Origin of the sequence: Marinobacter sp. NFXS11 (assembly GCF_040148675.1) — a bacterium.
Classification (GTDB): Bacteria; Pseudomonadota; Gammaproteobacteria; order Pseudomonadales; family Oleiphilaceae; genus Marinobacter.
In genome coordinates, this window is the sequence record NZ_JAGDDV010000001.1 from 1491241 (window position 1) to 1513311 (window position 22071).

Below are 22071 nucleotides of genomic sequence, written 5' to 3' on the forward strand. Positions count from 1 at the left end.
ACGACTTAACCTTTGCTTTTCTCAGCAATGATTGTCAGGGCCGTTTCCTTGTCAAAGCCACCCAGATCCTCACAAGTGCCCTTCTCGACAATCTTGTACTCACCCGGGTCGTTGGCGACTTTGGACTGCCCTGCACAGGAGTGCGTTCCCGCAAGGTTCGCACAGTCGTTCCCGCCAACCGGTGAGATGCCGTAACACTTTTCCTTGCCGCCTGCGTGAGCCAGGGGAGCAGACATGGCACCGGCCAAGGCCGCGGCCAGTGCCGCGCTGAAAAGAAGCTTTTGGTTCATATCGATCACCTTCAAAGTTTGTTTCAGGGTCCCTGACCGAAAACGCCAAGGACCCTGGGACTTGCTCATATCATTCGCAGAGGATTACAGCTCGGCTGCTTCCACAGTTTTGATCTCGGGCCAGATGTCGTTGGCATTGGCGATGAAGCCAGGTACATCAGTGAGCCAGCGCTTCTGAACATCTTTGTTCAGGTTCAGGTAAAGCTTGTTATCGACGATTCGCCAGGCTTCGGGATCAACGTCGAACTTCTTCTCCATGGTTACGCCAAACGCGCAGTAACCACCGTACTGGGGCGCATAGGCACTGGGGTCAGCACGGAACAGATCACGATTCTCTGCATTGGAGAAGTGGTAGATTGCGTTCTTGTAGGTCGCTGTGTATTCCGCAGAACCCATGGTGGCTTCTGAATCGGAAAAGTAAGCAACCGGATCGTAGCCGCTGATGGCGACATCATTGGCATTGGCGTTCATGTCGATATCGGCAGCAAAAGCACCAAAAGCGGCGCTCATGGAGGCAATAGCAACGAAGGCACGAAGTTTCTTGAAACGAGTCATTGGGTATCTCCTTTGAATGAATGATGACTACGTTTGAAACAATAAGGCTTCGAGCGGTACTGAATGCGTACGATCGTTCAAACTTCTATGCCAATTATCTGGAGTGCTTATGGACAGGCTTTCTTACATTCTCGACCAACTTAATGTGAACGCAGGCGTATTCTTTCGGGGCCAGCTCTGCGGGCTGGCCTCCTTTGAGGAGGAAGGAACCGGCTACATTCATGTACTCCGTTCAGGAGTGCTCGACATCACGACAGCTAACAGGGAGAAGATAACGTTAAAGGAACCGACCATGATCTTTTCGGTGCGCTCTGAGCCGCACCAGCTTTTCGGTGGTAACCGCGAAGGTGCAGAAATGATCTGTGCTTCAATCAAGTTTCAGACCGGGTCCCGAAACCCAGTCGTAGAGGCACTTCCATCCTCTGTAGTGCTTCCACTTTCGTCGGTTCAGGGTCTCGGCTCCTTTGTGGACGTTCTATTCACTGAAGCGGAAGAGGCGCAAGAGGGACGCGATGCTGTCATGAACCGCCTGGTGGAAGTCATCTTTGTGAATGTACTTCGGCACATTGTTTCGGAAGGAGATACATCGAAAGGTGTCTTGTCGGCCCTGGCAGACAAACAACTGAGCAAGGTACTTAGCTGGGTTGACCGAAACCTGAATGGGGATCTTTCCGTAGAAAGGTTGGCTGAGATTGCGATGATGTCTAGATCAACATTCATTCAACATTTTAAAAACGTGCTTGGACTGGCACCCGGGGAATATGTTCAAAACGCCCGGATATCTTCAGCCAAGAAACTTATCCTGAGAGACAAGCCGATGTCGATTATCTGTTTCGAGGTGGGATATGAGGACGCATCAGGCTTTTCTCGGGCATTCAAAAAGAACACCGGAATGACGCCGAGGGAATGGAAGAAGCTGAACGCGACAGCCGCCGAAGCTGAGAACACAGTAGTTGAGGAAAACGCCAACGTGGCCTGATAGCTATTGCAATGAAAAAGGGGCAAGGATTCTGAATCCTTGCCCCTTTTTTTTGGTAAAGCATTTGTACAACGTTTTACTTCAGAACAACCTGCCCGCGGATTACCTTTTGGCCGCTGTATGGGCTGCTCACGGAGTGGCTGTAATCGTCGATGTCTGACTTGCGGTCCGCCAGAGACGCGCTGGCGGAAGCGGCAATCAGGGCGATGGAAACAAAAAGCAGTGCTTTGGCAGTTACGTTTTTCATGATGGGTTTCTCCAGTGGTTGATGTCTACGAGAGAAATAGTAACCACTGGAGCAGGCGCACAAATGGACAGGCGTTCTAGTTAATGGGCCGATTGTCTAAACCAGGTTCAATAACCGTCAGTGGGCCGCAATCAAGCTCTCTGGCGGCCATCGCTTTTGCCCAACACTCCTTGGCAACTCGTTCGATCACGCTCCGAATCCAGATAATGCCAGGATCCCGGTCGTGGCGGGTATGCCATGCGAGATAGAGACTGGTCGGCTCCACCTCAATTGGCAGATTGGTTATCGAAATACCAGCGCAGAATTCGCAGTCTCCGGTAATAACTTCCGGAATCGTTGCAACCAGATCAGAGTTCCTGAGCAGATTCGGGACCGCAGAAAAGTGGTTCACCGTCACCGCTACCCGTCTCTCCAGGCCCCGCCTGTGGAGCGTATCGTCGACAACACCGTGAGCCTCACCCGACATAGTTGCCAGCAGATGTTGAGCATTCAGAAACGAATCAAGGTCCACTGGCTGACCGCTCAGATCATGGCCGCTTCTCATGGCCAACACATAACCAGTGTCGAACAACCAAAGGCTTCTCAGGCTGTGATCATGTTGCTCGAAAAAGCCGATCACGAAATCGACACTCGCTTCGCGCAGATGGTTCGCTGCGGTGGCGGGCGAGAAAGGCACCGCATGCAGATCAATACCCGGCGCACTTTGCTGCAACTCGGAGACCAGCGGTTGCCAGACCATCTCGAGTATCAAATCAGTGACAGCTACCCTGAACGTCCTGCGGGATTCGCTCGGTGTGAAGCGGGTGGAATTTACCGCATTGGACAGTTCGTACAGGGGATTGCGGATCTGGTCCCAAAGACTTTGGGCATACGACGTCGGTTCTACATGCCGTCCCCGCTTCACAAACAGAGGATCTTTCCAGGCCGTTCGCATTCGGGAAACAACATTCGAAACTGCCGGTTGGGTCATGCCGAGGCGATCCGCCGCTCGTGTAATCGAGCCTTCCGTCATGATGGCGCTGAACACGTGTAATAGGTTGAGTTCCTGGTTTTTCATGGTGCCTCCCTCGTGTTTGATGAGGACGTAAAAGAGTGATCCTTACTGCACAGACGTCCTGGAGGCCTATCTGTTACTGGAACTACACGAGATTTCCGTCAACTCCATGAGCTTGATTGGCTGGACATTGCCCGGGTTACAACCTAGCATAATGCATATACACTTCAGGAAGCGGGAGCCCATCATGTCTAAGCAGTCATTTGATCAGGAAACAACGCCTATTGACGTTGCCAGAACCTGCGCGGCGCTCTACTCCCGTGTTTTTTCCAGGCTGGTAACCCGTCACTACAACCATCACCTTTCCGATACCGGCCTCAGGATTACCCAGTTCTCAATTCTCAATGCCATTAAGCTGTCGCCCCCAAATTCCATTAACGAGCTGGCCGAGCTTCTCGGCATGGAGCGGACATCACTCCAGCGAACGGTCGAAAAGCTGATTGCCAAGGGCTTGCTGCAGTCCCAGCCAACCGGCCATAAGCGCTCACTGGGCCTTTCGCTGACACCGGAAGGCGAAGAAATTTACCAGCAGGCCTTGGCGCGATGGAAGGAAGCCCACGGTGAGTTCACCGATATGGTAGGGGCAGATGACTGGTCAGAAACCGTGGGCAAACTCCGACGCTACAGCAGTAAACTCCAGTCTACCCTTTGATATCGGTTCAAGCTCCGTCGCGCATAACCTCAAGCAGGGCTTCGACCTCTGCCTCACTGTAGCGGGGGGTTATATGTTGCGGACAATTCCAGTCAAAGGCTTCGACCCGAATGACCATGCCCTTCTCTACCTTTGCTTCATAGCTGTCGTCCTGCAGGTCGTCGAGAATCGACGACTGGTCGGGACCCACAAGCGACATCCGTCCAAGGAGTTTCAGTCTTCTACGGTTCGGATAGTCCATCAGGAACAGCGCCACGCGGTCATTGTTCAACACGTTCCCCGTTGTGACGTACTGACGGTTGCCTGAGTAATCCGCGAATCCGATGGTCGACTGGTTTATTACCTTCAAAAAACCGGCTGGCCCACCCCGATGCTGGATGTAGGGCCAGCCTGTCTCACTGACGCTGGCAATGTAGAAGCTGTCACGAGCTTCAATGAAGCTGCGCTCCCGGTCCCTGAGCAGATGATTTCGGTCTGGGCCGGTCTCAATGGATGAGTAACCCGACCGGCTGCCCATCTCCTCCTGAACCTGCTTAACGGTCCGGGTAAAAGCGATTTCCGCAAACTTGTGCGCCATGATGGGCTCCTAAGATTCTCTGAAACCTGTCTTCCTATTAGTTATCAGTAACCCGGCCGGCTCAAGTGTTACATCGCGTCGCCTTTATTTTTAAACAGCCTCATATTCAAATTCTGTAGCCGACTTCAGCGTCCTTCCCAGATACCGGTCTTCGCCACTTCATCTGCGAACACAGCAAAGTCTTTCGGTCGGCGACCAAGTGCCTGCTGAACACCATCGGCCAAATGGGCATTGCGGCCGTCAAAAACCGTTGCGAAAAGATAATCCAGCATCCAGACCACATTCTCCGGCGCTCCAGAGTTCTCCATCTCAGCGATAAAGCCGTTGTGAGGTAAATCGATGAATGAAATCTCGCGGCCGGTCGCGCGGGATAGATCGTTGGCCACATCCGCGAAGGTCATCAATCTTGGCCCCGTCACTTCATAGATCTGCCCGCTGTGATTGTCCTGAGTCAGCGCAGCGAAAGCCACATCGGCGATGTCATCGACATCCACGAAAGGCTCGACCTGGTCACCTGCTGGCAGAGTGATGGCACCATTCAACACCATGTCGATGAATGCGCCCTCAGAGAAGTTCTGGTTGAACCAGCTTGCGCGGACGATTGTCCATTCGAGGCCGGATTCCCGAACAATATCTTCGCAGGCTTGTGCCTCGGATTCGCCACGCCCGGACAACAGGACGAGCCGCTTCACTCCGCGTCGTTTGGCCAGGCTGACAAACGCCTGAATAGCGTCGGTTGCGCCGGGCATGGCCAGATCTGGTGAGTACGTGATATAGGCTGAAGTTACACCGGTGAGGCACGGGTCCCAGCTTTTTTCGTTGCCCCAATCAAAAGGCGGGATGGCTGAGCGGGATCCAACTCGAACCTCATAACCGCTGTCTTTCAGCTGATCAACGACGCGTTTGCCGGTTTTTCCAGTACCGCCTACGACAAGAATTGTTTGATGTGCCTGGTTGGATGGTTTCATTGACTTGCTCCCTTTGATGTAAGTGCAAGTCTATTTTCGTGAAACAACGTCGCTTGTTATTGCCTCAGCATGTCAAAGTTTGTGCGGAGGGCGACAACTTCAAACCGAGCGTCAACGCTTCGAGAGTCGATAGGATCGTGGGGTCTGCCCCGCCCAGCGCTTGAAAGCCCTCGTGAACCCACTCTGGTCCGCAAACCCCGTCAGGAAGGCCACCTCGGCAAGGCTGTAGTCTGTTTCCCGAAGCAATCTCAGCGCGAGATCCTTTTGCGCCATGTCGACAACGTTTTGAAAGGAATAACCCTGCTCTGACAGTCTTCTTTGCAGTGTCCGTGCGCCCATATTCAGTTCGGACGCAATCCGTGACAGCTTCGGTACCCCTTCGCTCAGCACGTTAGCGACAGCACGCCGAACTTGTTGTTGCAGGTCAATGTCGCCCTTAAGCGAATTCAGTTGCTGTTCAAGATGGCGGTCAAAAAACTGGGCAATGGATTCATCACCCAGTCTGTTGGGAGTTTCGATGCTTTCTTTACTTACAAGCACCGCATCTCGTCCCGTCTCAAAATGGACCGGGCAACCGAAATGATTCTCGTAAACTCTGGTATCGCCTCTCGGCGCATGCTTGAAATAAATGGCAAAAGGAATGAAATCTGAGGAGCTGACTTCTTTGCTGATGGTATATACCGCCGACATGCTGGCTTCATTAGATAGCAGCATGCCGGGACAACCATCCCCTGCTTTTTCAAGGTTGAATAGGAATCCCTGTGTCGTTTCCTCAAGCGAATACGTTTCTGCACTGCCCAGAACATGCCCGTACCGCTCTGCCCTTGTGAATGAGCCGCGCAAGGTCGGCGCGGATTTCCAGGCCAGGCCGAAAGCGCCGTACTCGTCGCATCGCATGGCAGCGCCGATCCTCAACGGCAATAAAAGGCCGTTGGGATCTCGATCAACCAGTTCAGCAAAAAAGTCGTAGTACTCCGATGAAGACACCATCTGAGTTGGATCGATGGGGCCGTCCACGGCAAGGCCAAGTTTGCGTATCAAGTCCCGCGTTTCGACGCCTGGGCTCGCCTGACTGACGACCTTATAGACATACAGTGACGTTATTTGAGCCATGGCGATATAGATAATCTATATTCGGTCGGTTGCGCAACTTCTTCCAGAGTGGCGAGGTAGCCGCGTACTACCAGGCCGACAAATTGGGCACCTCACTTATCGACGTCCATCCGCCAAGGTCCTTAAGCTTACCGCAGGATAAAAGTCTGCAATGAGCAACTTCACCGAGGGACCGCTCTTGGCCGATTCCAGGTCCACAGTCCTGAAAACCCAAGGTCGGCTGACCGGCAGATTGCTGACGTTCAAACCTTGCCACCAGGACGAGTACGTGGGTCGCCTGAACCGTTTCTACCCCAAAAACCCCCATTACTGAGCTGGACGCCGAATTTAGTACTTTGTGTGGAAACTGGAATACGCTCGCTATTCTAGAATTTACTTTAAGTCTGTTTAGCACTTTGCGTGGAATTCGTGCCGCAACCTGCTGATTTTTCGTTTCAGAGATTTAGCACTTTCTGTGGTCGTCCACTTTGCTAAGAAACTGCCTGAGCAAATCCACCGCTTTCAGCCCTCGTGAAGCCTGGCTTCGGTAAAGAGAAACCTCCATGGGTTCCAAAGGACCAAGATTGTGGTGCTCGCCCAGTATCTGTAAAGATTCGGGAATGCAGCAACGGGTCAACGCCGCCACAGCAAGCCCGCTTTCAACGGCAGCGATCTGGCCCGCCAGGCTGGAGCTGTTGTAGACCACCTTATAACGACGCCCTTGCAGTGCCAGGGAGTTCACTGCGTTGCGGCGAGCCAGGCTCTCAGTCTCATATGAAGCTATGGGCAGCGGATCGCGGCGCCAGAGCTCGAACTGCGGAGACCCTACCCACATCATCGGTTCACGGAAGAGTACCGGGCCCTGGCGGGCACTGTCTCTCGAGATCAAGGCCAGATCCAGTTCACCCTCTGTGACTCGTGGAATCAGGCCGGTCGATTGCTCGCAATCAAGTTCAATCTCTATCCCGGTATGGTTCTGAGTAAAGCGCCGGAGCGCCGGTGTCAGATAAGGCGCAGCGTAGTCCTCGGCAACACCTAGCCGGATTCGTCCTGTAAGCGATGAATAGAATGCTGCCTGAGTTTCAGCGTGCAGGGAGAGCATTCTGCGTGCATAACCCAGTAGCTTCTGGCCATCACTGGTGAGTTGCAGATGATGGGGGCTGCGAGTGAGCAAGGTACGGTCGAGAGCGCTTTCGAGCTTTTTAAGTTGCATGCTCACTGCGGATTGAGAGCGATTGACCTCCAAGGCAGCATTCGAGAGCGATCCGGAATCGACCACAGCAACAAAACACTTTAACCAATCGATTTGAAGATCCCTGGGCACCATGACGAACCGTTCATTCGTTTTTCGAATAGAAGCGTCTATAAATATACGTTTTAAAAGAGGCTTTGCAAGTCGGATAATCCCTTCTCAACGCGCCTCCTAGCCCAAGGAAATCAATATGGATCTGCAGATCTGGCTGCTGTACTTGCTGACTTGCTTCGGTATCTCTGTTGTACCGGGCCCTAATGCCTTGCTGGTTCTGACCCACGGTGCACTCCACGGCCAACGCAAAGCGCTCTTCACGATTTCAGGCGGAGTACTCGGGCTGATTGCCATGCTTTCTTTGTGTGCCCTTGGGCTGGGAGCGGTGATTCAGGCATCAGTCTCGTTGTTCACATTTCTGAAGATACTGGGCGGTTTATACCTGATCTGGCTTGGAATCAGTCTGTGGCGGGCTGCCCCCATGAGCATCGACGTTACGGGCATGGTCAGTGGCAGCAATGGTCAGTTGTTTCGTCAGGGATTACTGGCGGCGATATCAAATCCAAAAGCGTTACTGCTGTTTACAGCCTTTATTCCACCGTTTCTGGACCCAACGCGCAACCTGTTCATACAGACTGTCGTGATCGCCCTCACCTACGCGACCACCGAGTTCCTGGTCGAGTTCGCTGTCGCTTTAGCCGCCCATCGAGTCAGGCCGTGGCTGGCCCGCATGGGTCAACGGTTCAACAAACTGTGCGGGGGATTTTTCATGATTTTCGGAGCGGCGCTGCCGTTTCGGTGAATTCGGCAGGCTACGGACGAGTGGCGCTCGCCTAAGGGTATTTGCATACCCGTAATAATGGTTTCTGCCTACGCCCATCACAGCCTCTTCGTCGTAGACTAATAGTGAGCTTGCACATAACCTGTCGTGCAAAGATCGGGGTCAGACATCGCTGATGTTCAGGCCCAGAACGCTGACAACAGACGACAGGCCGCAATTAGTCCTACTGGAGGTTTCAATCCTATGAACATTGTTCCTGTAATTACTCTCTTTGGCGGCTTGGCGGCATTTTTCACCCTGGCGGTAGCGCTGACATATGCAGCCGGAAAAACTGAAATGTTTCAAAAGCAAAACCGAGATAGTCTTACCGGCTCATAATTCTCTTTTAGCCTCGATGCCACCGGTTTGTCCCTCAGCACGGCCAGATTGATGTTTTGGCGAGAATTCGGCGCTCTTCCGGCATCTAAGGTTACTTGACCGGCCTCTTTTCCAGTTTGCGGGCCAGAGTGCGGCGGTGCATGCCGAGTCGGCGAGCGGTTTCGGAGATGTTAAAATCTGTTTCTGCCAGCACCTGGTGAATCTTCTCCCATTCCATTGTTTTGATGGACGTGACACGGTTGGTCATTTTCAGGCTGGTGCTGCCCGCCACGTGTTCAAAGGCTGCTTCAATATCATCGGTGTCTGAGGGTTTGGCAAGATAGTGGCAGGCGCCGAGTTTGACCGCTTCGACTGCAGTATTGATGCTGGCAAAGCCTGTCAGCACCACAATCAACATCTCCGGGTCATGTTTGTGGAGCAACTGCACGCACTCCAGCCCGGACGAACTGCCCTTCAGCTTCAGATCGACTACCGCATAGCCGGGAGAGCAGGTCTCCAGCAGCGCGGCCGCCTCATCATAGGTTGCGGCGACCACAACCTCATAATGGCGCCGCCTGAAGGAGCGCGTCAGAGTACGGGCAAGTGCCTCGTCGTCTTCTATTAACAACAGCAAACGCGTTGCTGACATCAATGTTCCTTCCTTTCTGAAAAGTGCTGCATCGAGTCCTTTATTCAGAGGCTATTGCCGACAGTGGTAACGTCAGCGTAACACTGGCGCCCCCTTCAGATTTATTAAACGCCGTCACGGTGCCGCCCAGTCTGCGAGCAACATTAACGCTGAGGAAAAGTCCCAGGCCACCACCTGGTTTGCCTTTGCTCGATTGGTAGGGCTTACCGAATTCCGCCAACATCTCCGGCGGGAAGCCCGGCCCCCGGTCCGAAATCTCCAACTGCAGATTATCTGAATCCCGACGAGCTTCCACCCTCACCCACTTTGGAGACGCTTCCAGAGCATTATCAAGTACATTCCATATCATCTGTTTCAGTGCCGTATCGAAAACCACTGAGCAGTTCTGGGTGATACGATTGTGATACTGAAACGTCTCAATCGATCGTATTTCCTGCCATTCGTCCACCAGATCCTGCAAAAAATCGTCTAGGGTGGTTTTTGTGGACGACTCGCCGCGCGTTTCGCCTGCGGATAGCAAAATTCCGCTGACGATGCTTTTACATCGTTGGAGTTGGGTCTGCATTTCCTCGATTTCGTCCTGCATCTCGGTTTCTCCGACAAGCTCCGGCATCCGTCGCCAGTCCCCGAGAATAACCGAAAGGGTGGCCAGTGGCGTGCCCAACTCGTGGGCCGCTCCAGAGGCCAACAACCCCATCCGGACAATATGTTCCTCTTCAGCGGCCCGCTGTTTCAAGTCCGCCAGTTGGGCATCGCCTGAACGAAGATTGCCAATGATCCGGGTAATAACGTAGGCCACCAGAATGGCGTTCAGGGTAAAGCTGATCAGAAGACCTTCGAGGTAAGGACCGGAAAACTTACCGGGGCTGCTGGTCGGAGGTGCCAGCGGCACATAATAGAATGCCATTACGGCAAGGCTGGTACTGGTGAGGCCAACGATAATCCAGGTCGCCCACACTTCCAGTAGCACAGCGCTGAGGATAACCTGGAGCAGAAACAAAAAAGCGAATGGGTTGGTGATGCCTCCACTCAGATACAGAAGCGCGGTCAGGCCACTGAAATCCACCAACAAGGCCAGGAAAAGGGCCCTGTTGGTAACCGAACGTCGCCACCGCACCCGCCAGAAGCTGACGACATTAAACAAAGCCAGCAGGGCAATGACCAGGAGCATTGGCGTCAGTGGCAGCTCATACCCAAAATGCAGGCTGACTACGCCAATGATCGTAATCTGCCCCAGCACGGCGATCCAGCGTAGTTGAATCAGCAATTGCATGTTCTTGTGGCGACCGGCGCTGCTGATCGCCTGGTGCCATTGTGCTATCAAATTGGTCTCTCTCAGGCTTTGTATTCAGGGTTTGGTTCAGGAGTATTGATGCTGCTTGCGCACCAGCCGCTCTTCGCGGGCAAACCAGAATGTGCCCGCTGCGACCATCAGGGCCAGTGTAAACCAGGTAAGAGCGTATTGCAGATGATGATTGTAGAACGAAATCACCGTAAGGCCGCCGACGGGTTCACGATAGACCTGTTTCAGGGAATGAGGTGCCCGTGGCTTTCCCCGGGCGTCGGCGTCGATAAAGTACGGTGCGACCCTGGCCGCAGGCAAACCCCGGGCGTTGGCAATCGCCTGTAGGTCACGGGAATACCAGCGATTATTGCCTGGATCATTGTCCCGCAAGACGCCGCCCCCGCTTTCGCTGAGCCTCAGCAGGCCGGTCACGGTAACCGGTTTTGTGTCCGACTGCCCTGCTGCGTTGCCACCGGTAAGCTCTGTCACGAATCCCCGATTGATCATCACCAGATGACCGTCGGCTTGCTGCAATGGCGTCATCAGCCAGAAGCCCTGCCCCAATTCGGTCGACGCCTGTACCGGGGTGGTTTTTTTATACAGTAGCCGCCCCGTTACCTGAACATGGGTGTAGGCATCGTCCTGCTCATTGATTGCGGGCCAGTCATCAGGGCCGGGAGCAGCCGATGCGGGCGCTTCGACCCGCTGGTTGACCCGCTCTATCAGCTTCTGCTTCCAGTCCAGCCGTTGCACCTGCCAGACGCCCAGCGCCAGAAACCCGCTGAAGGCCAGGATTGCAATCAGTCCCCAGACAACCATAAAGGCCAAGGAGCGAGGCTGCCGTGCGGTGTCGTAAGTCGACGTTCTGGTGTCGGCGTGAAACGGTTTGCCTTTCACGATCGCTGCAGTTCCATGACCGGCTCAGGCATCAGACATGAGGCCGGGCATCATGTTGATATTAAGGTTGTACATAACCCAGATGGAGCCTGCCAGGGCAATAAACACCAGGATAAGTGTGAATACCAGAGCGAGCAGGTTCCAGCCACCTTCTGATTTCGGGCTCATGTGTAGAAAGTAAATCATGTGCACGAAAATCTGCACCGCGGCAAAAGCCAGTATGATCAATGCGGTAAGGCCCGCGCTTTCAATAACGTTGGCCATAACCAGCCAGAACGGAATTGCCGTCAGGATCACGGATAGCACGAAGCCCGTCATATAGCTCTTGAAGCTGCCGTGGTCAGGATGCGTGTTATGTTCGCTCATTACAGAACTCCCATCAGATAGACGAAGGTAAAGACGCCGATCCAGACCACGTCAAGGAAGTGCCAGAACATAGACAGGCACATCAGGCGTCGGCCGTTCTCCGTTGTCAGGCCATAACGCTTGACCTGAATCATGAGAACAATCAGCCAGATGATGCCGACACTAACGTGCAGGCCGTGGGTTCCCACCAGTGAGAAAAACGCGGTCAGAAAGCCACTGCGCTGAGGTCCGTACCCTTCGTGGATAAGGTGCGTAAACTCAAAGAGTTCCAGGCCGATAAAGGCGGCACCGAAGAGGCCGGTAATCGCCAGCCAGAAGAGCGTGCCTTTGACCCGTTCAAGCTGCATCTGCAGCATCGCAAAGCCATAGGTGATGGACGAAATCAGCAGAAAGCCTGTGTTCACAGCGACCAGGGGCAGCTCGAAGATCTCGGCCCCGGTTGGGCCGCCGGCGTAGCTGTTGCCCAGCACGGCATAGGTCGCAAACAGACCCGCAAACAGCAGGCAGTCGCTCATCAGGTAGAGCCAGAAGCCCAGCAGCGTTCCCTGCTCAGGGTGGTGTTCCCGCACATAAAAATGGGAGCTTGGCAGCATTGAATTGGCATCGGTCGCGTTCGTGGTCATATCAGGCGTACCTATCCAGTAGTTGTGACCGTTCGTCCTCAGCCCGGGTAACGTCTTCCGCCGGGATGTGGTAGTCACGGTTGTAATTAAAGGTATGAATGATGACCCCGGCCACAAGGGCGATAAAGGACGCGCCTGCCAGTGGCCACATGTGCCAGACCAATCCGAAACCACACACGGCACTGAGCATCGCCAGCACGAAGCCAGCTGCCGTGTTTTTCGGCATATGGATAGGCAGAAAGCCGTCTCTCGGGCGCTCAAACCCGTGCTTCTTCATGTCGGTCCAGGCATCGTTGTCATAGACAACCGGAGTAAAGGCAAAGTTGTACTGTGGGGGTGGTGATGACGTGGACCACTCCAGTGTGCGGCCATTCCAGATATCACCGGTGACGTCGCGGAGCTGATCGCGGCGACGATAGCTGACCACAAACTGGATAATAGAAGCGATAATGCCTCCAAGAATAAGCAGAGCGCCGAACGCTGCAATCACGAACCAGATCTGCAGCGACGGATCATCAAAGTGATTCATGCGCCGGGTGACCCCCATCAGGCCCAGAACGTAGAGCGGCATGAAGGCCACGTAAAAGCCTACCGTCCAGAGCCAGAATGACCACTTGCCCCAGTATTCATCGAGCTTGTAGCCGAACGCTTTTGGAAACCAGTAGTTAATGGCGGCGAACATCCCGAACAGCACGCCACCGATGATGACGTTGTGGAAATGGGCAACCAGGAACAGACTGTTGTGCAATACAAAGTCAGCGGGTGGCACGGCCAGCAGAACGCCGGTCATGCCGCCGATGGTAAAGGTCACCATGAACGAGATCGTCCACATCATGGGCAGCTCGAAGCGGATACGGCCGCGATACATGGTAAACAGCCAGTTGAACAGCTTGGCCCCGGTGGGGATGGAAATGATCATCGTGGTAATCCCGAAGAAGGAATTCACGCTGGCCCCTGCCCCCATGGTGAAGAAGTGATGCAGCCATACCAGGTAAGACAACAAAGTGATCACGATGGTGGCGTACACCATGGAGGTGTAACCGAACAGGCGTTTGCCACTGAACGTAGCAACCACTTCAGAAAACACGCCGAAGGCAGGCAGAATCAGGATGTAGACTTCCGGGTGGCCCCAGATCCAGATCAGGTTGACATACATCATCATGTTGCCGCCCATATCGTTGGTAAAGAAATGAGTTCCCAGCATCCGGTCCATTGAGAGCATGGCCAGCACTACGGTCAGGATTGGAAAGGCGGCAACAATAAGGATGTTTGTGCACAACGCTGTCCAGGTAAATATGGGCATTTTCATGAGCGTCATGCCGGGCGCGCGGTTCTTGATGATCGTTACCGTAAAATTGACCCCCGATAACAGGGTCCCCACCCCGGCTATCTGTAACGACCATATGTAGTAGTCGACGCCGACACCGGGACTGCCCTGTATGCCAGAAAGTGGAGGAAAGGCCAGCCAGCCGGTTTTGCCATACTCGCCGATAAACAGCGAAACCATGGTCAGGCCTGCGCCGGCGGCGGTCATCCAGAAACTGAAGTTGTTCAGGAATGGAAACGCGACATCACGGGTGCCCAGTTGCAGCGGCACAATGTAGTTCATAATGCCGACGATCAATGGCATGGCGACAAAGAAAATCATGATCACGCCGTGGACCGTAAACAGCTGGTCGTAGTGCTCTGGCGGCAGATAGCCTTCGGACCCACTGAAGGCTATCGCCTGCTGCAGGCGCATCATCATGGCATCACTGAAGCCCCTCAGGAGCATAACGAAGGCCAGAATGATGTACATGATGCCGATTTTCTTGTGGTCGATACTGGTTATCCAGTCACGCCACAATGTGCCCCAGAACTTTTTGTAGGTGACGAAACCTGCCACCGCCAGGCCTGCCAGTGCGGCGACGATAAAGGTGACAACCAGTATGGGTTCATGGTAAGGGATCGACTCCAATGAAAGCCGACCGAAAAGCAAACTTGTCAGATCTGTTTTATCCTGCATTCTCAGTCTCTTGAGTCAGTTCGGGTGATCATCTCGTCCATGCACATTTTCCCCTCGACAACGCACCGGTTCAGGATGGCGTGGTAAAGATCCGGTGCCACTGTGCTGTAGTAACTGACCGGTTCGTCGGAGCTGGGTTTGGCCAGTTTCAGATACTCCGGGCGGTCAAGGATGCTGCCTTGTTGTTTTGCCTTGTCGACCCAAGCCTGAAATTCATCGTCCGGCACGCCGAGGTACTTGAAACGCATATCTGAGAATCCCGCTCCGCTGTAATTGGCAGAGAAGCCCTCATAGACCCCGGGTTCGTTAATGACCGCGTTTAGCGTCGTTTGCATGCCGCCCATGGCGTAGATCTGGCCCGCCAAGGCTGGGATGTAAAAGGAGTTCATGGTGAACGACGACGTGATATGGAAGCGGATGGGTACATCAACGGGCGTTACCAGCTCGTTGACTGACGCCACACCCTGCTCTGGGTAAATGAACAGCCACTTCCAGTCGAGCGATACCACCTCAACAGTTAATGGTTCATGATCTGCCGCCAGGGGCCGGTTCGTGTCGATCCGGTCGAGAGGTCGGTAGGGATCCAGCTTATGGGTGCTGATCCAGGTAACCAGACCCAGCGCCATGATTATTAGCAGTGGCACACCCCAGATCACCAGTTCCAGTTTGGCGGAATGGTCCCACTCCGGGTCGTAGGTTGCGTCCTTGTTGTTCTGCCGATAGCGCCAGGCGAAGAAGAACGTCAGAAGGATCACCGGCACAATCACAATCAGCATCAGAAGCGTGGAGACGATGATGAGGTCCGCCTGCTGAGCGGCAATGTCCCCCGAGGGATCCATGACGACCATGTCACACCCGCCGAGCAAAGCCAGCGGAAGAAGTGTTAATCCGTGTCGGAATCGTGGAAAAAGCATGCAAGCAAATCCGGTATCGAGATAAGGGATTGCCCATTATGGCGACCGGAAATCGCCCTCGCGATTGGACATGTTGTCCAATACCTTATCCGTGGAAACCGTCTTACACTGGTAGTTGATACGTTCTGTTTGAGGCACGACGACCATGACGACTACCCAGAGTCACAGCCAGGCCCGGCCTGCCAACACCGCCGGTCATCAGGCACCGATCACACCCGGTGAAATCGCTGTGGGTGTGAGCATCGGGCGGGCGTCGGAGTATTTCGACTTCTTCGTGTACGCCATCGCGTCTGTGCTGGTATTCCCGGCTTTGTTCTTTCCATTCGAGACGCAGCTTGTCGGCAGCCTTTACTCCTTTGCGATTTTTTCGCTGGCATTCATCGCCAGGCCCTTTGGCACCGTCATGTTCATGAGGTTGCAGGAACGCTTTGGGCGCGAGGCCAAGCTCACACTGGCGTTGTTTGCGCTGGGCACCACCACTGCTGGAATTGCCTTTTTGCCAACCTACAACGACATCGGTTTCTACGCCATCGTATTGCTGGCACTGTTCCGGCTGGGCCAGGGGGTTGCGCTCGGGGGCACCTGGGACGGGCTGCCTTCGCTGCTGGCCCTGAATGCACCCGCCAACCGAAAAGGCTGGTACGCAATGATTGGCCAATTGGGAACTCCGGTCGGCTTTATCGTCGCAGCCAGTTTGTTTGCCTACATGCTGTCCAGCGTGTCGGAAAAAGACTTTTTTGAATGGGCCTGGCGATATCCTTTCTTCGCGGCCTTCGCCATCAACGTGGTCGCCCTGTTCGCGCGCCTGCGACTGGTTGCCACTGACGACTACGCCCAATTGCTCGATGAAAGAGAGCTTCAGCCATCCAGAGTCGGAGAACTGATGAGTCATCAGGGGCGGGTCGTCCTGATCGGCGCCCTGGCAACGCTGGCCAGCTATGCACTGTTCCATCTGGTGACCGTTTTCCCGTTATCCTGGCTGAGCCTTTATTCTGACAGGGCCATCACTGACATTCTCATGATCGAGATCATCGGGGCGGGCTTTGCAATCGCGGGGGTTATTCTTTCAGGTGTGCTGGCTGACCGTATTGGTCGGCGCACCATGCTCGGTTCCCTTTCCGTGCTGATAGCCGTATTCAGTCTGTTCATCCCGACCCTACTGGGAGGCGGCGAGTTGGGCGAGAATCTGTTCATCACTATCGGCTTTGTACTACTCGGGCTTTCCTATGGGCAGGCTTCCGGCGCCGTCACCGCCAACTTTGAGACGCGTTTCCGGTACACCGGAGCCGCCTTGACGTCGGACATGGCATGGTTGCTGGGCGCTGCGTTTGCACCATTGGTTGCATTGGGCCTGTCGGTACAGTTCGGCGTCACCTCAGTGACGCTCTATCTGCTTTCCGGTGCCGTCAGCACACTGGTGGTTCTTGGCTTCAATAAGGCAACCTATTCGCGGGACAGGTAACCGGCAGGTTCGAATCCCCGCCGAGCATCGTCAACAAGGGTCAGCCGCCAGGTTGGCTGGCAAGCTCCCTAAGGGCTTTCATGGCCTCATCGGTTCGATCGCTGGGCACAAACATGTGGTCATGATAAAACCCTGCAATAACGTTCGTGGTAATGCCCCGTTCGGCCAGCAGGCTTGTTACCACCGATGTCAGGCCCAACGCTTCAAGGCTGGAATGCCCTTCGAGAGTGATGCGCCGGAAGATTCTGTAGTAGTCCAGGCCCTCGGCTTTTGCCTGCTCAAGAGGAATTACCAGTGTCAGACCTTCCAGTTCGGCAATGCTGACAATCGGGTTAAGGTGTTCCAGTTCGCCATACCTGGCCTTGGGAACCGTGCAGTAGACGTAGGTTGTTGCATCCAGTTTGGGCGAGAGCTGCTTGATCAATTCCTGAAGAAACTCAGTCCGCATCATCTCTACTATCCTTTATAAGAAGGTCATGTGGATAACAAGAACTTAGCATTTTCTGACGACTTACAAAGCAAAATAATCGTTTTCTTGTTGTCGCAGCCAGTTCGAGGCGGGCGATTTGACCGCTCTCGAAAACTCAGAAGCCTTCCAACGACAGACTCTTGGGTTTTACCCTCATGAAGTCCAGAGAATCCGGATCCTCGATCATGGTAACTCTGCCGAAGGGCGAAAGCACCCGGACCTAATTATCAATAAACTGCTTCCTTATGATTCGCTTATAAGTGCAATGACTCGCGTAGCCACGCCCTGCTCTCCCTTCACCGGCGCGTAGCGAGCCTCGAACAAGACTTCATTCCCATCAGCGTGAACGAATGCAAAACTGCCCTGCTTCACATTGCCAGTAACCAACTCTCGCCAGAACCGGATGTAGTCTTCGCTTTTCGCATAGTCGCTGGTGCAAAGAACCCGATGGTGCTGACCAATCAGAGCCTCTGGCTGATAACCGACCATCTCCAGGAACCTGTGGTTCGCCCGCTCGATAATGCCATCCTGCGTCATAACAAGAACCGCCATGGCCTTCTCGACAGCCTGGAAATCCGATTCCAGCTCCTGAACGCGGCTTTTGGCAGCCTCAAGCTTTGCGAGCGCTTCCTGTAATTCCAGTTTCTTTCGGTTGTAAAACGCCATCGAGTAAGGCTCCTGTCTCCAAGGTCTATTCGTCGTCACAGGGGAGCAAAGTATTTGCTGTCGCATCCCACAACCTTACGTTGCCGCCCTCGACCGGATCAGATCAAGAAGGACCTCAGCCAGGAAACAGATCCCTACGAGTGCACAGCGCGTACGCTTTAACTCGCACTTCTAATTCCGAAGACAACAAGGACATCACTATGAATCGCAGCGCAAGACAGACCATTGCAGTACCCATCGCATTTGCGGCAGCTGGGCTACTAGGCGTAAGTGCGGTTAGCGCATCGGAAACACTCAGCGCTGAAGAGATTGCCCAAGCGGTCAGCGATCACTCATACCAGGGCAGCATGCTTGAACCGAACTCCGGCTTTAACGAGTACTATGCTCCGGACGGGACCATTCATGGCGTGGACTACAAAGGCGAGTGGACAACCAAAAAGGGCGAAATGTGCTTTGCCTATGGTCAGGAGCCCACTTGCTACGCGGTCAGCATCGATGGGCCATCCATGGTGCTTCGCCAGGATGGCGTTATCAAGGGCAACGGTATGCTGATTCAGGGCAATACCGTCAAGTAAGGTTCAAGAGTCGGCGCTCCACTGATTCCAAAGGTCAGTGGAGCACTACAGAACCGTCTTCCGGGTCATATTCCGTGGCGATGGGTGTGCATCAGTAAACATCCTCCAGATACCGCCCCTCGTCTCTGAGCGTCTGCACATCGATTGCCAAGGGCTTGAGAATCTCTTCAATAACCTGTGTTACCCCAGCCGCCATATCCCTGCCACCGCAGACGAGGATCTGAGCCCCCGCCTTGACCATCTGGCGTACAGCCGTTTCATCCTGCCTGAGCTTATCCTGAACATAAGCGCGTTCATCAGACCGAGAGAACGCTGTATTCAACCCGGTCAGCCTTTGGTCCTCAAGGTATCGCCCCAGCTCGGGTTGATACAGAAAATCAGATTGCGAACTGCGCCCTCCCCAATAAAGATACATTGGATTGAGCTCGGTATTTTTCCTGATAAAACCGGTCAATGGACCAATCCCGGCACCGGCTCCGATCAGGATGACCGGGGTATTTCCAGTGGCGGGCCGAAACCCGGGATTATGGCGAATAAAGCCATCAATACGGTCCCCTGATCTTAAGTCGTGCAAATATCCGGAGCACAGACCATTTGGCTGCTTGCGGACGCATATCTCCAATACCCCTTCTGTGGCAGAGGATGCCAGAGAGTAGAACCGCGGTGCTTGCCCATCAGGAGGCATGACTCCCAGCAAATCACCCGCCTCGAATGGTGGTAGACTCTTGCCCAATCGGGGAAGAAACTTCGGCCAACAGCGCCGTTCCGGCTCCGCCGCCTTGAAACGCAGGATACTGGTAGGTGCCTGCACTGCGACCCCATAATCTGCTCGCTCTATCAGCTCAAGCTCTACCGTGGAAGGCGGCAACGGATCGTAGGTCAGCTCAAGAGGCGCCCCGATAAGTTTACCGACCTTGCCTCCCCACTCCCTGAAGTGCGAAGCGGAACACCGATCAACGAGCTCTGTGGGCTGCAGGCGGCTCAATCCTTTGCTGGCGAGCGCCGCATCCACGTCCAATGCAAACTGACAGAAGTTCGGGAACTGTCGGTCACCAAAGCCCAGCACAACGAATTTCAGCCTCTTGTCGCCCCGGAAATCACGAAGTTTCGCCATAAACCGATTGGCTGACGCCGGAGCATCGCCGTCGCCGTACGTCGAGGTCAGCACGAAAACCATGGAGGCTTGCGGATATTGGTCAGGCAACGCGTTCATCTCGCTACAATGCACCCGAAACCCCGCCTTGGTCAGACTGACGTGGAGTGCCTGGGCAAACCCCCAGGTGCTATTGCCTTCGGAGCCAACGAGGATAATAGTATCCGCCTGAGAGATATCAGCATTGTCGGCAACCTGCCCTGATGCCCGGCGACGCTGCCACCAGATTGTTATCCCCGTCACCGAGAGCACCGGTACCGTCAGAGAAGCGACTCCAAGAATGAGGCCGAGCCACCACAGGCCCTCGCCGGTGTGCAAACTGACGATCCATTGCTGGAATACGCTACCTTCAGAGCGAGGCTGATACTTCAGCAGCTCACCGGTAGCCTGATCAACAAATCCGGACCCACCGCTGGTTGTCAGGGAATAGACATCCTGCGGGTCATCAGGATAGGGAAACACCAGTTCGCGCAGTGCAGTGAGATCAACCTGAGAAAGTGCGCTCAGGGTGTCCACGGAAGCCGGTTGCCCACCAGATACTTCAGCAGGAAAGGTTGGCCCGATTTCGGACGTTCCGGGCAGCAAACCAAAGCGCTGCGCCGACATATAGCTTCCGGTCAATGCCGACAACAACAAGCCGAGAACGGCAAACCGTGCCAGCTCGGCGTGGATTCGTTTACCGCCGCTACCAACCAACGGCCGGAACAGTGCCTTCCAGCCACCGGTGCGACGGACCAGCAGCAGAATTCCCGAGATACATAGCAGTACCATCACTGCGGCCATCACTCCGGCCAGCGCCCGCCCGGTGTTATCCAGCAGAAACGAGCGATGAAGGTCCTTGATCCAGATGAAAAAAGCCGATGGCTCGTAGGGTGCAACGCCTTCGCCGGTTAAAGGATTGACCAGATCCGCACCGGGCTGGCCGTCACGGCTGTAATAAACGATCACTTCCCCTGAAAGCCCGCGCACAATCTGTTCGGTTCCCGGGTAGTGTTCCACCACCCGTCCTGCCAGCTCCGCTACGCTCACTTCGCCGGCAGCCGGGATTACCGCAGCTGCCCTATCCATTGCGGGCACCAAGGCCAGAACCGCGCCGGTGACGGCAAGTGTCATCATGAACAAAGCTGCGAGCAGGCCCGGCAAACCGTGCAATTTACGTAACATCGCCTAAGCTCCTGCCAGTCCGTTAAAAGTCGTAGCGAAATGAGCGAACATAACCACGCCCGGTGACCGGTTTACCGGATCCGTCGGCGGTCAATGGAACGGCGACATCCGCCCGATTATCCCGCATATCTTCAACGGCAGTGTCGACACGGATTTCGTAGCCGTTGTCGATCAGGGCATCATCCAGATTCAGGGTAATTTTCAGGGTTCGTCCACTGGTTACACTGGCTCCGGTCAGGCCGTCGTACTCTGCGGAATTCAGCCTGCTGCCACGTGCCCAGCCACTCAGATGCTTGTAGTACTTGGATTTTTTCCCTGCGACCCAGAGGGTTCCGTGATATTTCCCGGAAGCATCTGTGAGGTAAAGCGCCAGGTAGGCACCATCGCCGCCATAGTTAAGTAATTCGGTCGTGAACGTCACTTCACGGGCCTGGGCAAGGGCGGGCACAGAAACTGCGATCGCCAGGCCCAGAGCAAAAAGGATTTTTTTCATATCGTGTCTCCGGTAAAACGTGAGCTGCGTGAAAGATAAACAGAAAGCACTGGCGGGTTATTCAACCGTTACGCTCGGGCGACCCTTGACAATGCCATTGCTTGGAGCCGGCGCCTGGCCATTATTGCCCTGAGCACCTTCCCGCATTTGGTTGCCGTAGCCGCGATCGTCGTCATCGTGCTCATAGTCATCATCGTCATCGTCTTCACGTTCCAGTTCCATCAACTGCAGGGAGGCCGGTGCAAAAGACGCCTCTGCGCGGAAACCCGCCGGTGCCAGGCCTTTTACCTCATAGCAACCGTCATCCACCTTGATGCGGTATACCGTCCAGCCCTCGCCTTCCAGTTTCTGGCGGAGGTTTTCCCTGGGCTGCCAATTGGCCACCGGATCATCACAATCGTCGTCAGCCAGCAGCGGAGTGCCCACCAACAATAAAGCGAGGCTTAAAATCACGGGATTGGTCTTCATGAGCTTTCTCCTGTTGAATCCACGATGAATACTTTATGACCTTTACCTGACAGTGACCTGAACGCGCCCTCACCCCGTTTGATT

At 54.4% G+C, this 22071-nt stretch carries 27 protein-coding genes; 7 read left to right on the forward strand and 20 right to left on the reverse strand.

The features are described 5' to 3' along the window. Window positions 1-5: 5 nt before the first annotated feature. Both J3362_RS06975 and J3362_RS06980 read right to left on the reverse strand, forming a co-directional pair. The gene (locus J3362_RS06975) at window positions 6-290 is read right to left on the reverse strand and encodes a BufA1 family periplasmic bufferin-type metallophore (RefSeq protein WP_349518819.1); all 285 of its coding nucleotides are present in this window, start codon (window positions 288-290) and stop codon (window positions 6-8) included. An 84-nt stretch (window positions 291-374) separates the two neighbouring features. Continuing rightward, complete coding sequence (locus J3362_RS06980) at window positions 375-845, reverse strand: YHS domain-containing (seleno)protein (protein WP_349518820.1); 471 nt, start codon at window positions 843-845, stop codon at window positions 375-377. Between the two features lie 109 nt (window positions 846-954). Between J3362_RS06980 and J3362_RS06985 the strand changes: the two genes are divergently transcribed. Beyond that, complete coding sequence (locus J3362_RS06985; RefSeq protein ID WP_349518822.1) at window positions 955-1824, forward strand: AraC family transcriptional regulator; 870 nt, start codon at window positions 955-957, stop codon at window positions 1822-1824. Window positions 1825-1900: 76 nt separating this feature from the next. Here the strand turns inward: J3362_RS06985 and J3362_RS06990 are convergent, their stop codons facing one another. Together J3362_RS06990 and J3362_RS06995 are read right to left on the reverse strand one after the other, a co-directional pair. After that, a complete protein-coding gene (locus J3362_RS06990; protein ID WP_349518823.1) occupies window positions 1901-2071 on the reverse strand; it encodes a hypothetical protein in 171 nt (56 codons plus the stop codon). Window positions 2072-2147: 76 nt separating this feature from the next. After that, window positions 2148-3128, reverse strand: a complete 981-nt coding sequence (locus tag J3362_RS06995; RefSeq protein ID WP_349518824.1) for a LysR family transcriptional regulator — start codon at window positions 3126-3128, stop codon at window positions 2148-2150. A gap of 184 nt (window positions 3129-3312) precedes the next feature. On the opposite strand from J3362_RS06995, the gene J3362_RS07000 reads away from it, so the two are divergent. Further along, a complete protein-coding gene (locus tag J3362_RS07000) occupies window positions 3313-3777 on the forward strand; it encodes a MarR family winged helix-turn-helix transcriptional regulator (RefSeq protein WP_349518825.1) in 465 nt (154 codons plus the stop codon). Between the two features lie 7 nt (window positions 3778-3784). On the opposite strand, the gene J3362_RS07005 is transcribed toward J3362_RS07000, so the two are convergent. The 3 genes from J3362_RS07005 to J3362_RS07015 form a co-directional block, all read right to left on the reverse strand. Next, window positions 3785-4354, reverse strand: coding sequence for a pyridoxamine 5'-phosphate oxidase family protein (locus J3362_RS07005; RefSeq protein ID WP_349518826.1), 570 nt, complete (start codon window positions 4352-4354; stop codon window positions 3785-3787). A 125-nt stretch (window positions 4355-4479) separates the two neighbouring features. Then, on the reverse strand, window positions 4480-5322 hold the full coding sequence (locus J3362_RS07010; RefSeq protein WP_349518828.1) for an NmrA family NAD(P)-binding protein: 843 nt from the start codon (window positions 5320-5322) through the stop codon (window positions 4480-4482). 111 nt (window positions 5323-5433) lie between these two features. After that, a complete protein-coding gene (locus J3362_RS07015; protein WP_349518829.1) occupies window positions 5434-6435 on the reverse strand; it encodes an AraC family transcriptional regulator in 1002 nt (333 codons plus the stop codon). A gap of 151 nt (window positions 6436-6586) precedes the next feature. Between J3362_RS07015 and J3362_RS07020 the strand changes: the two genes are divergently transcribed. Continuing rightward, window positions 6587-6748 carry a hypothetical protein gene (locus J3362_RS07020; RefSeq protein WP_349518830.1) on the forward strand — a complete coding sequence of 54 codons (162 nt, stop codon included), beginning with the start codon at window positions 6587-6589 and terminating at the stop codon, window positions 6746-6748. 129 nt (window positions 6749-6877) lie between these two features. On the opposite strand, the gene J3362_RS07025 is transcribed toward J3362_RS07020, so the two are convergent. Then, window positions 6878-7741 carry a LysR family transcriptional regulator gene (locus J3362_RS07025; RefSeq protein WP_349518831.1) on the reverse strand — a complete coding sequence of 288 codons (864 nt, stop codon included), beginning with the start codon at window positions 7739-7741 and terminating at the stop codon, window positions 6878-6880. 115 nt (window positions 7742-7856) lie between these two features. On the opposite strand from J3362_RS07025, the gene J3362_RS07030 reads away from it, so the two are divergent. Both J3362_RS07030 and J3362_RS07035 read left to right on the forward strand, forming a co-directional pair. After that, complete coding sequence (locus J3362_RS07030) at window positions 7857-8462, forward strand: LysE family translocator (protein ID WP_349518832.1); 606 nt, start codon at window positions 7857-7859, stop codon at window positions 8460-8462. A 222-nt stretch (window positions 8463-8684) separates the two neighbouring features. Then, a complete protein-coding gene (locus tag J3362_RS07035; protein WP_349518833.1) occupies window positions 8685-8819 on the forward strand; it encodes a hypothetical protein in 135 nt (44 codons plus the stop codon). 91 nt (window positions 8820-8910) lie between these two features. On the opposite strand, the gene J3362_RS07040 is transcribed toward J3362_RS07035, so the two are convergent. The 7 genes from J3362_RS07040 to cyoA are packed head-to-tail and all read right to left on the reverse strand — an operon-like array spanning window position 8911 to window position 15537. Beyond that, entirely contained in the window at window positions 8911-9447 is a 537-nt protein-coding gene (locus tag J3362_RS07040) for a response regulator transcription factor (RefSeq protein ID WP_349518834.1), read from the reverse strand. A 40-nt stretch (window positions 9448-9487) separates the two neighbouring features. Further along, window positions 9488-10771: an ATP-binding protein gene (locus tag J3362_RS07045; RefSeq protein WP_349518836.1), complete on the reverse strand. Its 1284-nt coding sequence runs from the start codon at window positions 10769-10771 to the stop codon at window positions 9488-9490. 36 nt (window positions 10772-10807) lie between these two features. Continuing rightward, complete coding sequence (locus J3362_RS07050) at window positions 10808-11629, reverse strand: SURF1 family protein (protein WP_349518837.1); 822 nt, start codon at window positions 11627-11629, stop codon at window positions 10808-10810. Window positions 11630-11653: 24 nt separating this feature from the next. After that, entirely contained in the window at window positions 11654-11995 is a 342-nt protein-coding gene (cyoD, locus tag J3362_RS07055) for a cytochrome o ubiquinol oxidase subunit IV (protein WP_349518838.1), read from the reverse strand. Beyond that, window positions 11995-12618, reverse strand: coding sequence for a cytochrome o ubiquinol oxidase subunit III (gene cyoC / locus J3362_RS07060; RefSeq protein ID WP_502882411.1), 624 nt, complete (start codon window positions 12616-12618; stop codon window positions 11995-11997). The genes cyoD and cyoC overlap by 1 nt, the downstream gene beginning before the upstream one ends. Window position 12619: 1 nt before the next feature. Continuing rightward, window positions 12620-14623, reverse strand: coding sequence for a cytochrome o ubiquinol oxidase subunit I (gene cyoB, locus J3362_RS07065; RefSeq protein ID WP_349518839.1), 2004 nt, complete (start codon window positions 14621-14623; stop codon window positions 12620-12622). 2 nt (window positions 14624-14625) lie between these two features. Further along, the gene (gene cyoA, locus J3362_RS07070) at window positions 14626-15537 is read right to left on the reverse strand and encodes a ubiquinol oxidase subunit II (RefSeq protein ID WP_349518840.1); all 912 of its coding nucleotides are present in this window, start codon (window positions 15535-15537) and stop codon (window positions 14626-14628) included. A 145-nt stretch (window positions 15538-15682) separates the two neighbouring features. Here cyoA and J3362_RS07075 point away from each other — a divergent pair, with 145 nt between their 5' ends. Further along, window positions 15683-16999, forward strand: coding sequence for an MFS transporter (locus J3362_RS07075; RefSeq protein ID WP_349518841.1), 1317 nt, complete (start codon window positions 15683-15685; stop codon window positions 16997-16999). Between the two features lie 40 nt (window positions 17000-17039). On the opposite strand, the gene J3362_RS07080 is transcribed toward J3362_RS07075, so the two are convergent. Then, on the reverse strand, window positions 17040-17450 hold the full coding sequence (locus J3362_RS07080) for an ACT domain-containing protein (RefSeq protein WP_349518842.1): 411 nt from the start codon (window positions 17448-17450) through the stop codon (window positions 17040-17042). 261 nt (window positions 17451-17711) lie between these two features. Further along, window positions 17712-18134 carry a PAS domain-containing protein gene (locus J3362_RS07085; RefSeq protein ID WP_349518843.1) on the reverse strand — a complete coding sequence of 141 codons (423 nt, stop codon included), beginning with the start codon at window positions 18132-18134 and terminating at the stop codon, window positions 17712-17714. 200 nt (window positions 18135-18334) lie between these two features. Between J3362_RS07085 and J3362_RS07090 the strand changes: the two genes are divergently transcribed. Continuing rightward, window positions 18335-18709 (forward strand): hypothetical protein, encoded by a 375-nt coding sequence (locus tag J3362_RS07090; protein ID WP_349518844.1) that lies wholly within the window; start codon window positions 18335-18337, stop codon window positions 18707-18709. Window positions 18710-18800: 91 nt separating this feature from the next. On the opposite strand, the gene J3362_RS07095 is transcribed toward J3362_RS07090, so the two are convergent. Genes J3362_RS07095 through J3362_RS07105 form a run of 3 tightly spaced genes read right to left on the reverse strand, consistent with a single transcriptional unit; the run spans window position 18801 to window position 21987 of the window. Next, window positions 18801-21026, reverse strand: coding sequence for a PepSY domain-containing protein (locus J3362_RS07095; protein ID WP_349518845.1), 2226 nt, complete (start codon window positions 21024-21026; stop codon window positions 18801-18803). Window positions 21027-21048: 22 nt separating this feature from the next. Next, entirely contained in the window at window positions 21049-21519 is a 471-nt protein-coding gene (locus J3362_RS07100; protein ID WP_349518846.1) for a DUF2271 domain-containing protein, read from the reverse strand. A 57-nt stretch (window positions 21520-21576) separates the two neighbouring features. Further along, window positions 21577-21987: a PepSY domain-containing protein gene (locus tag J3362_RS07105; RefSeq protein WP_349518847.1), complete on the reverse strand. Its 411-nt coding sequence runs from the start codon at window positions 21985-21987 to the stop codon at window positions 21577-21579. Window positions 21988-22071: the final 84 nt, after the last annotated feature.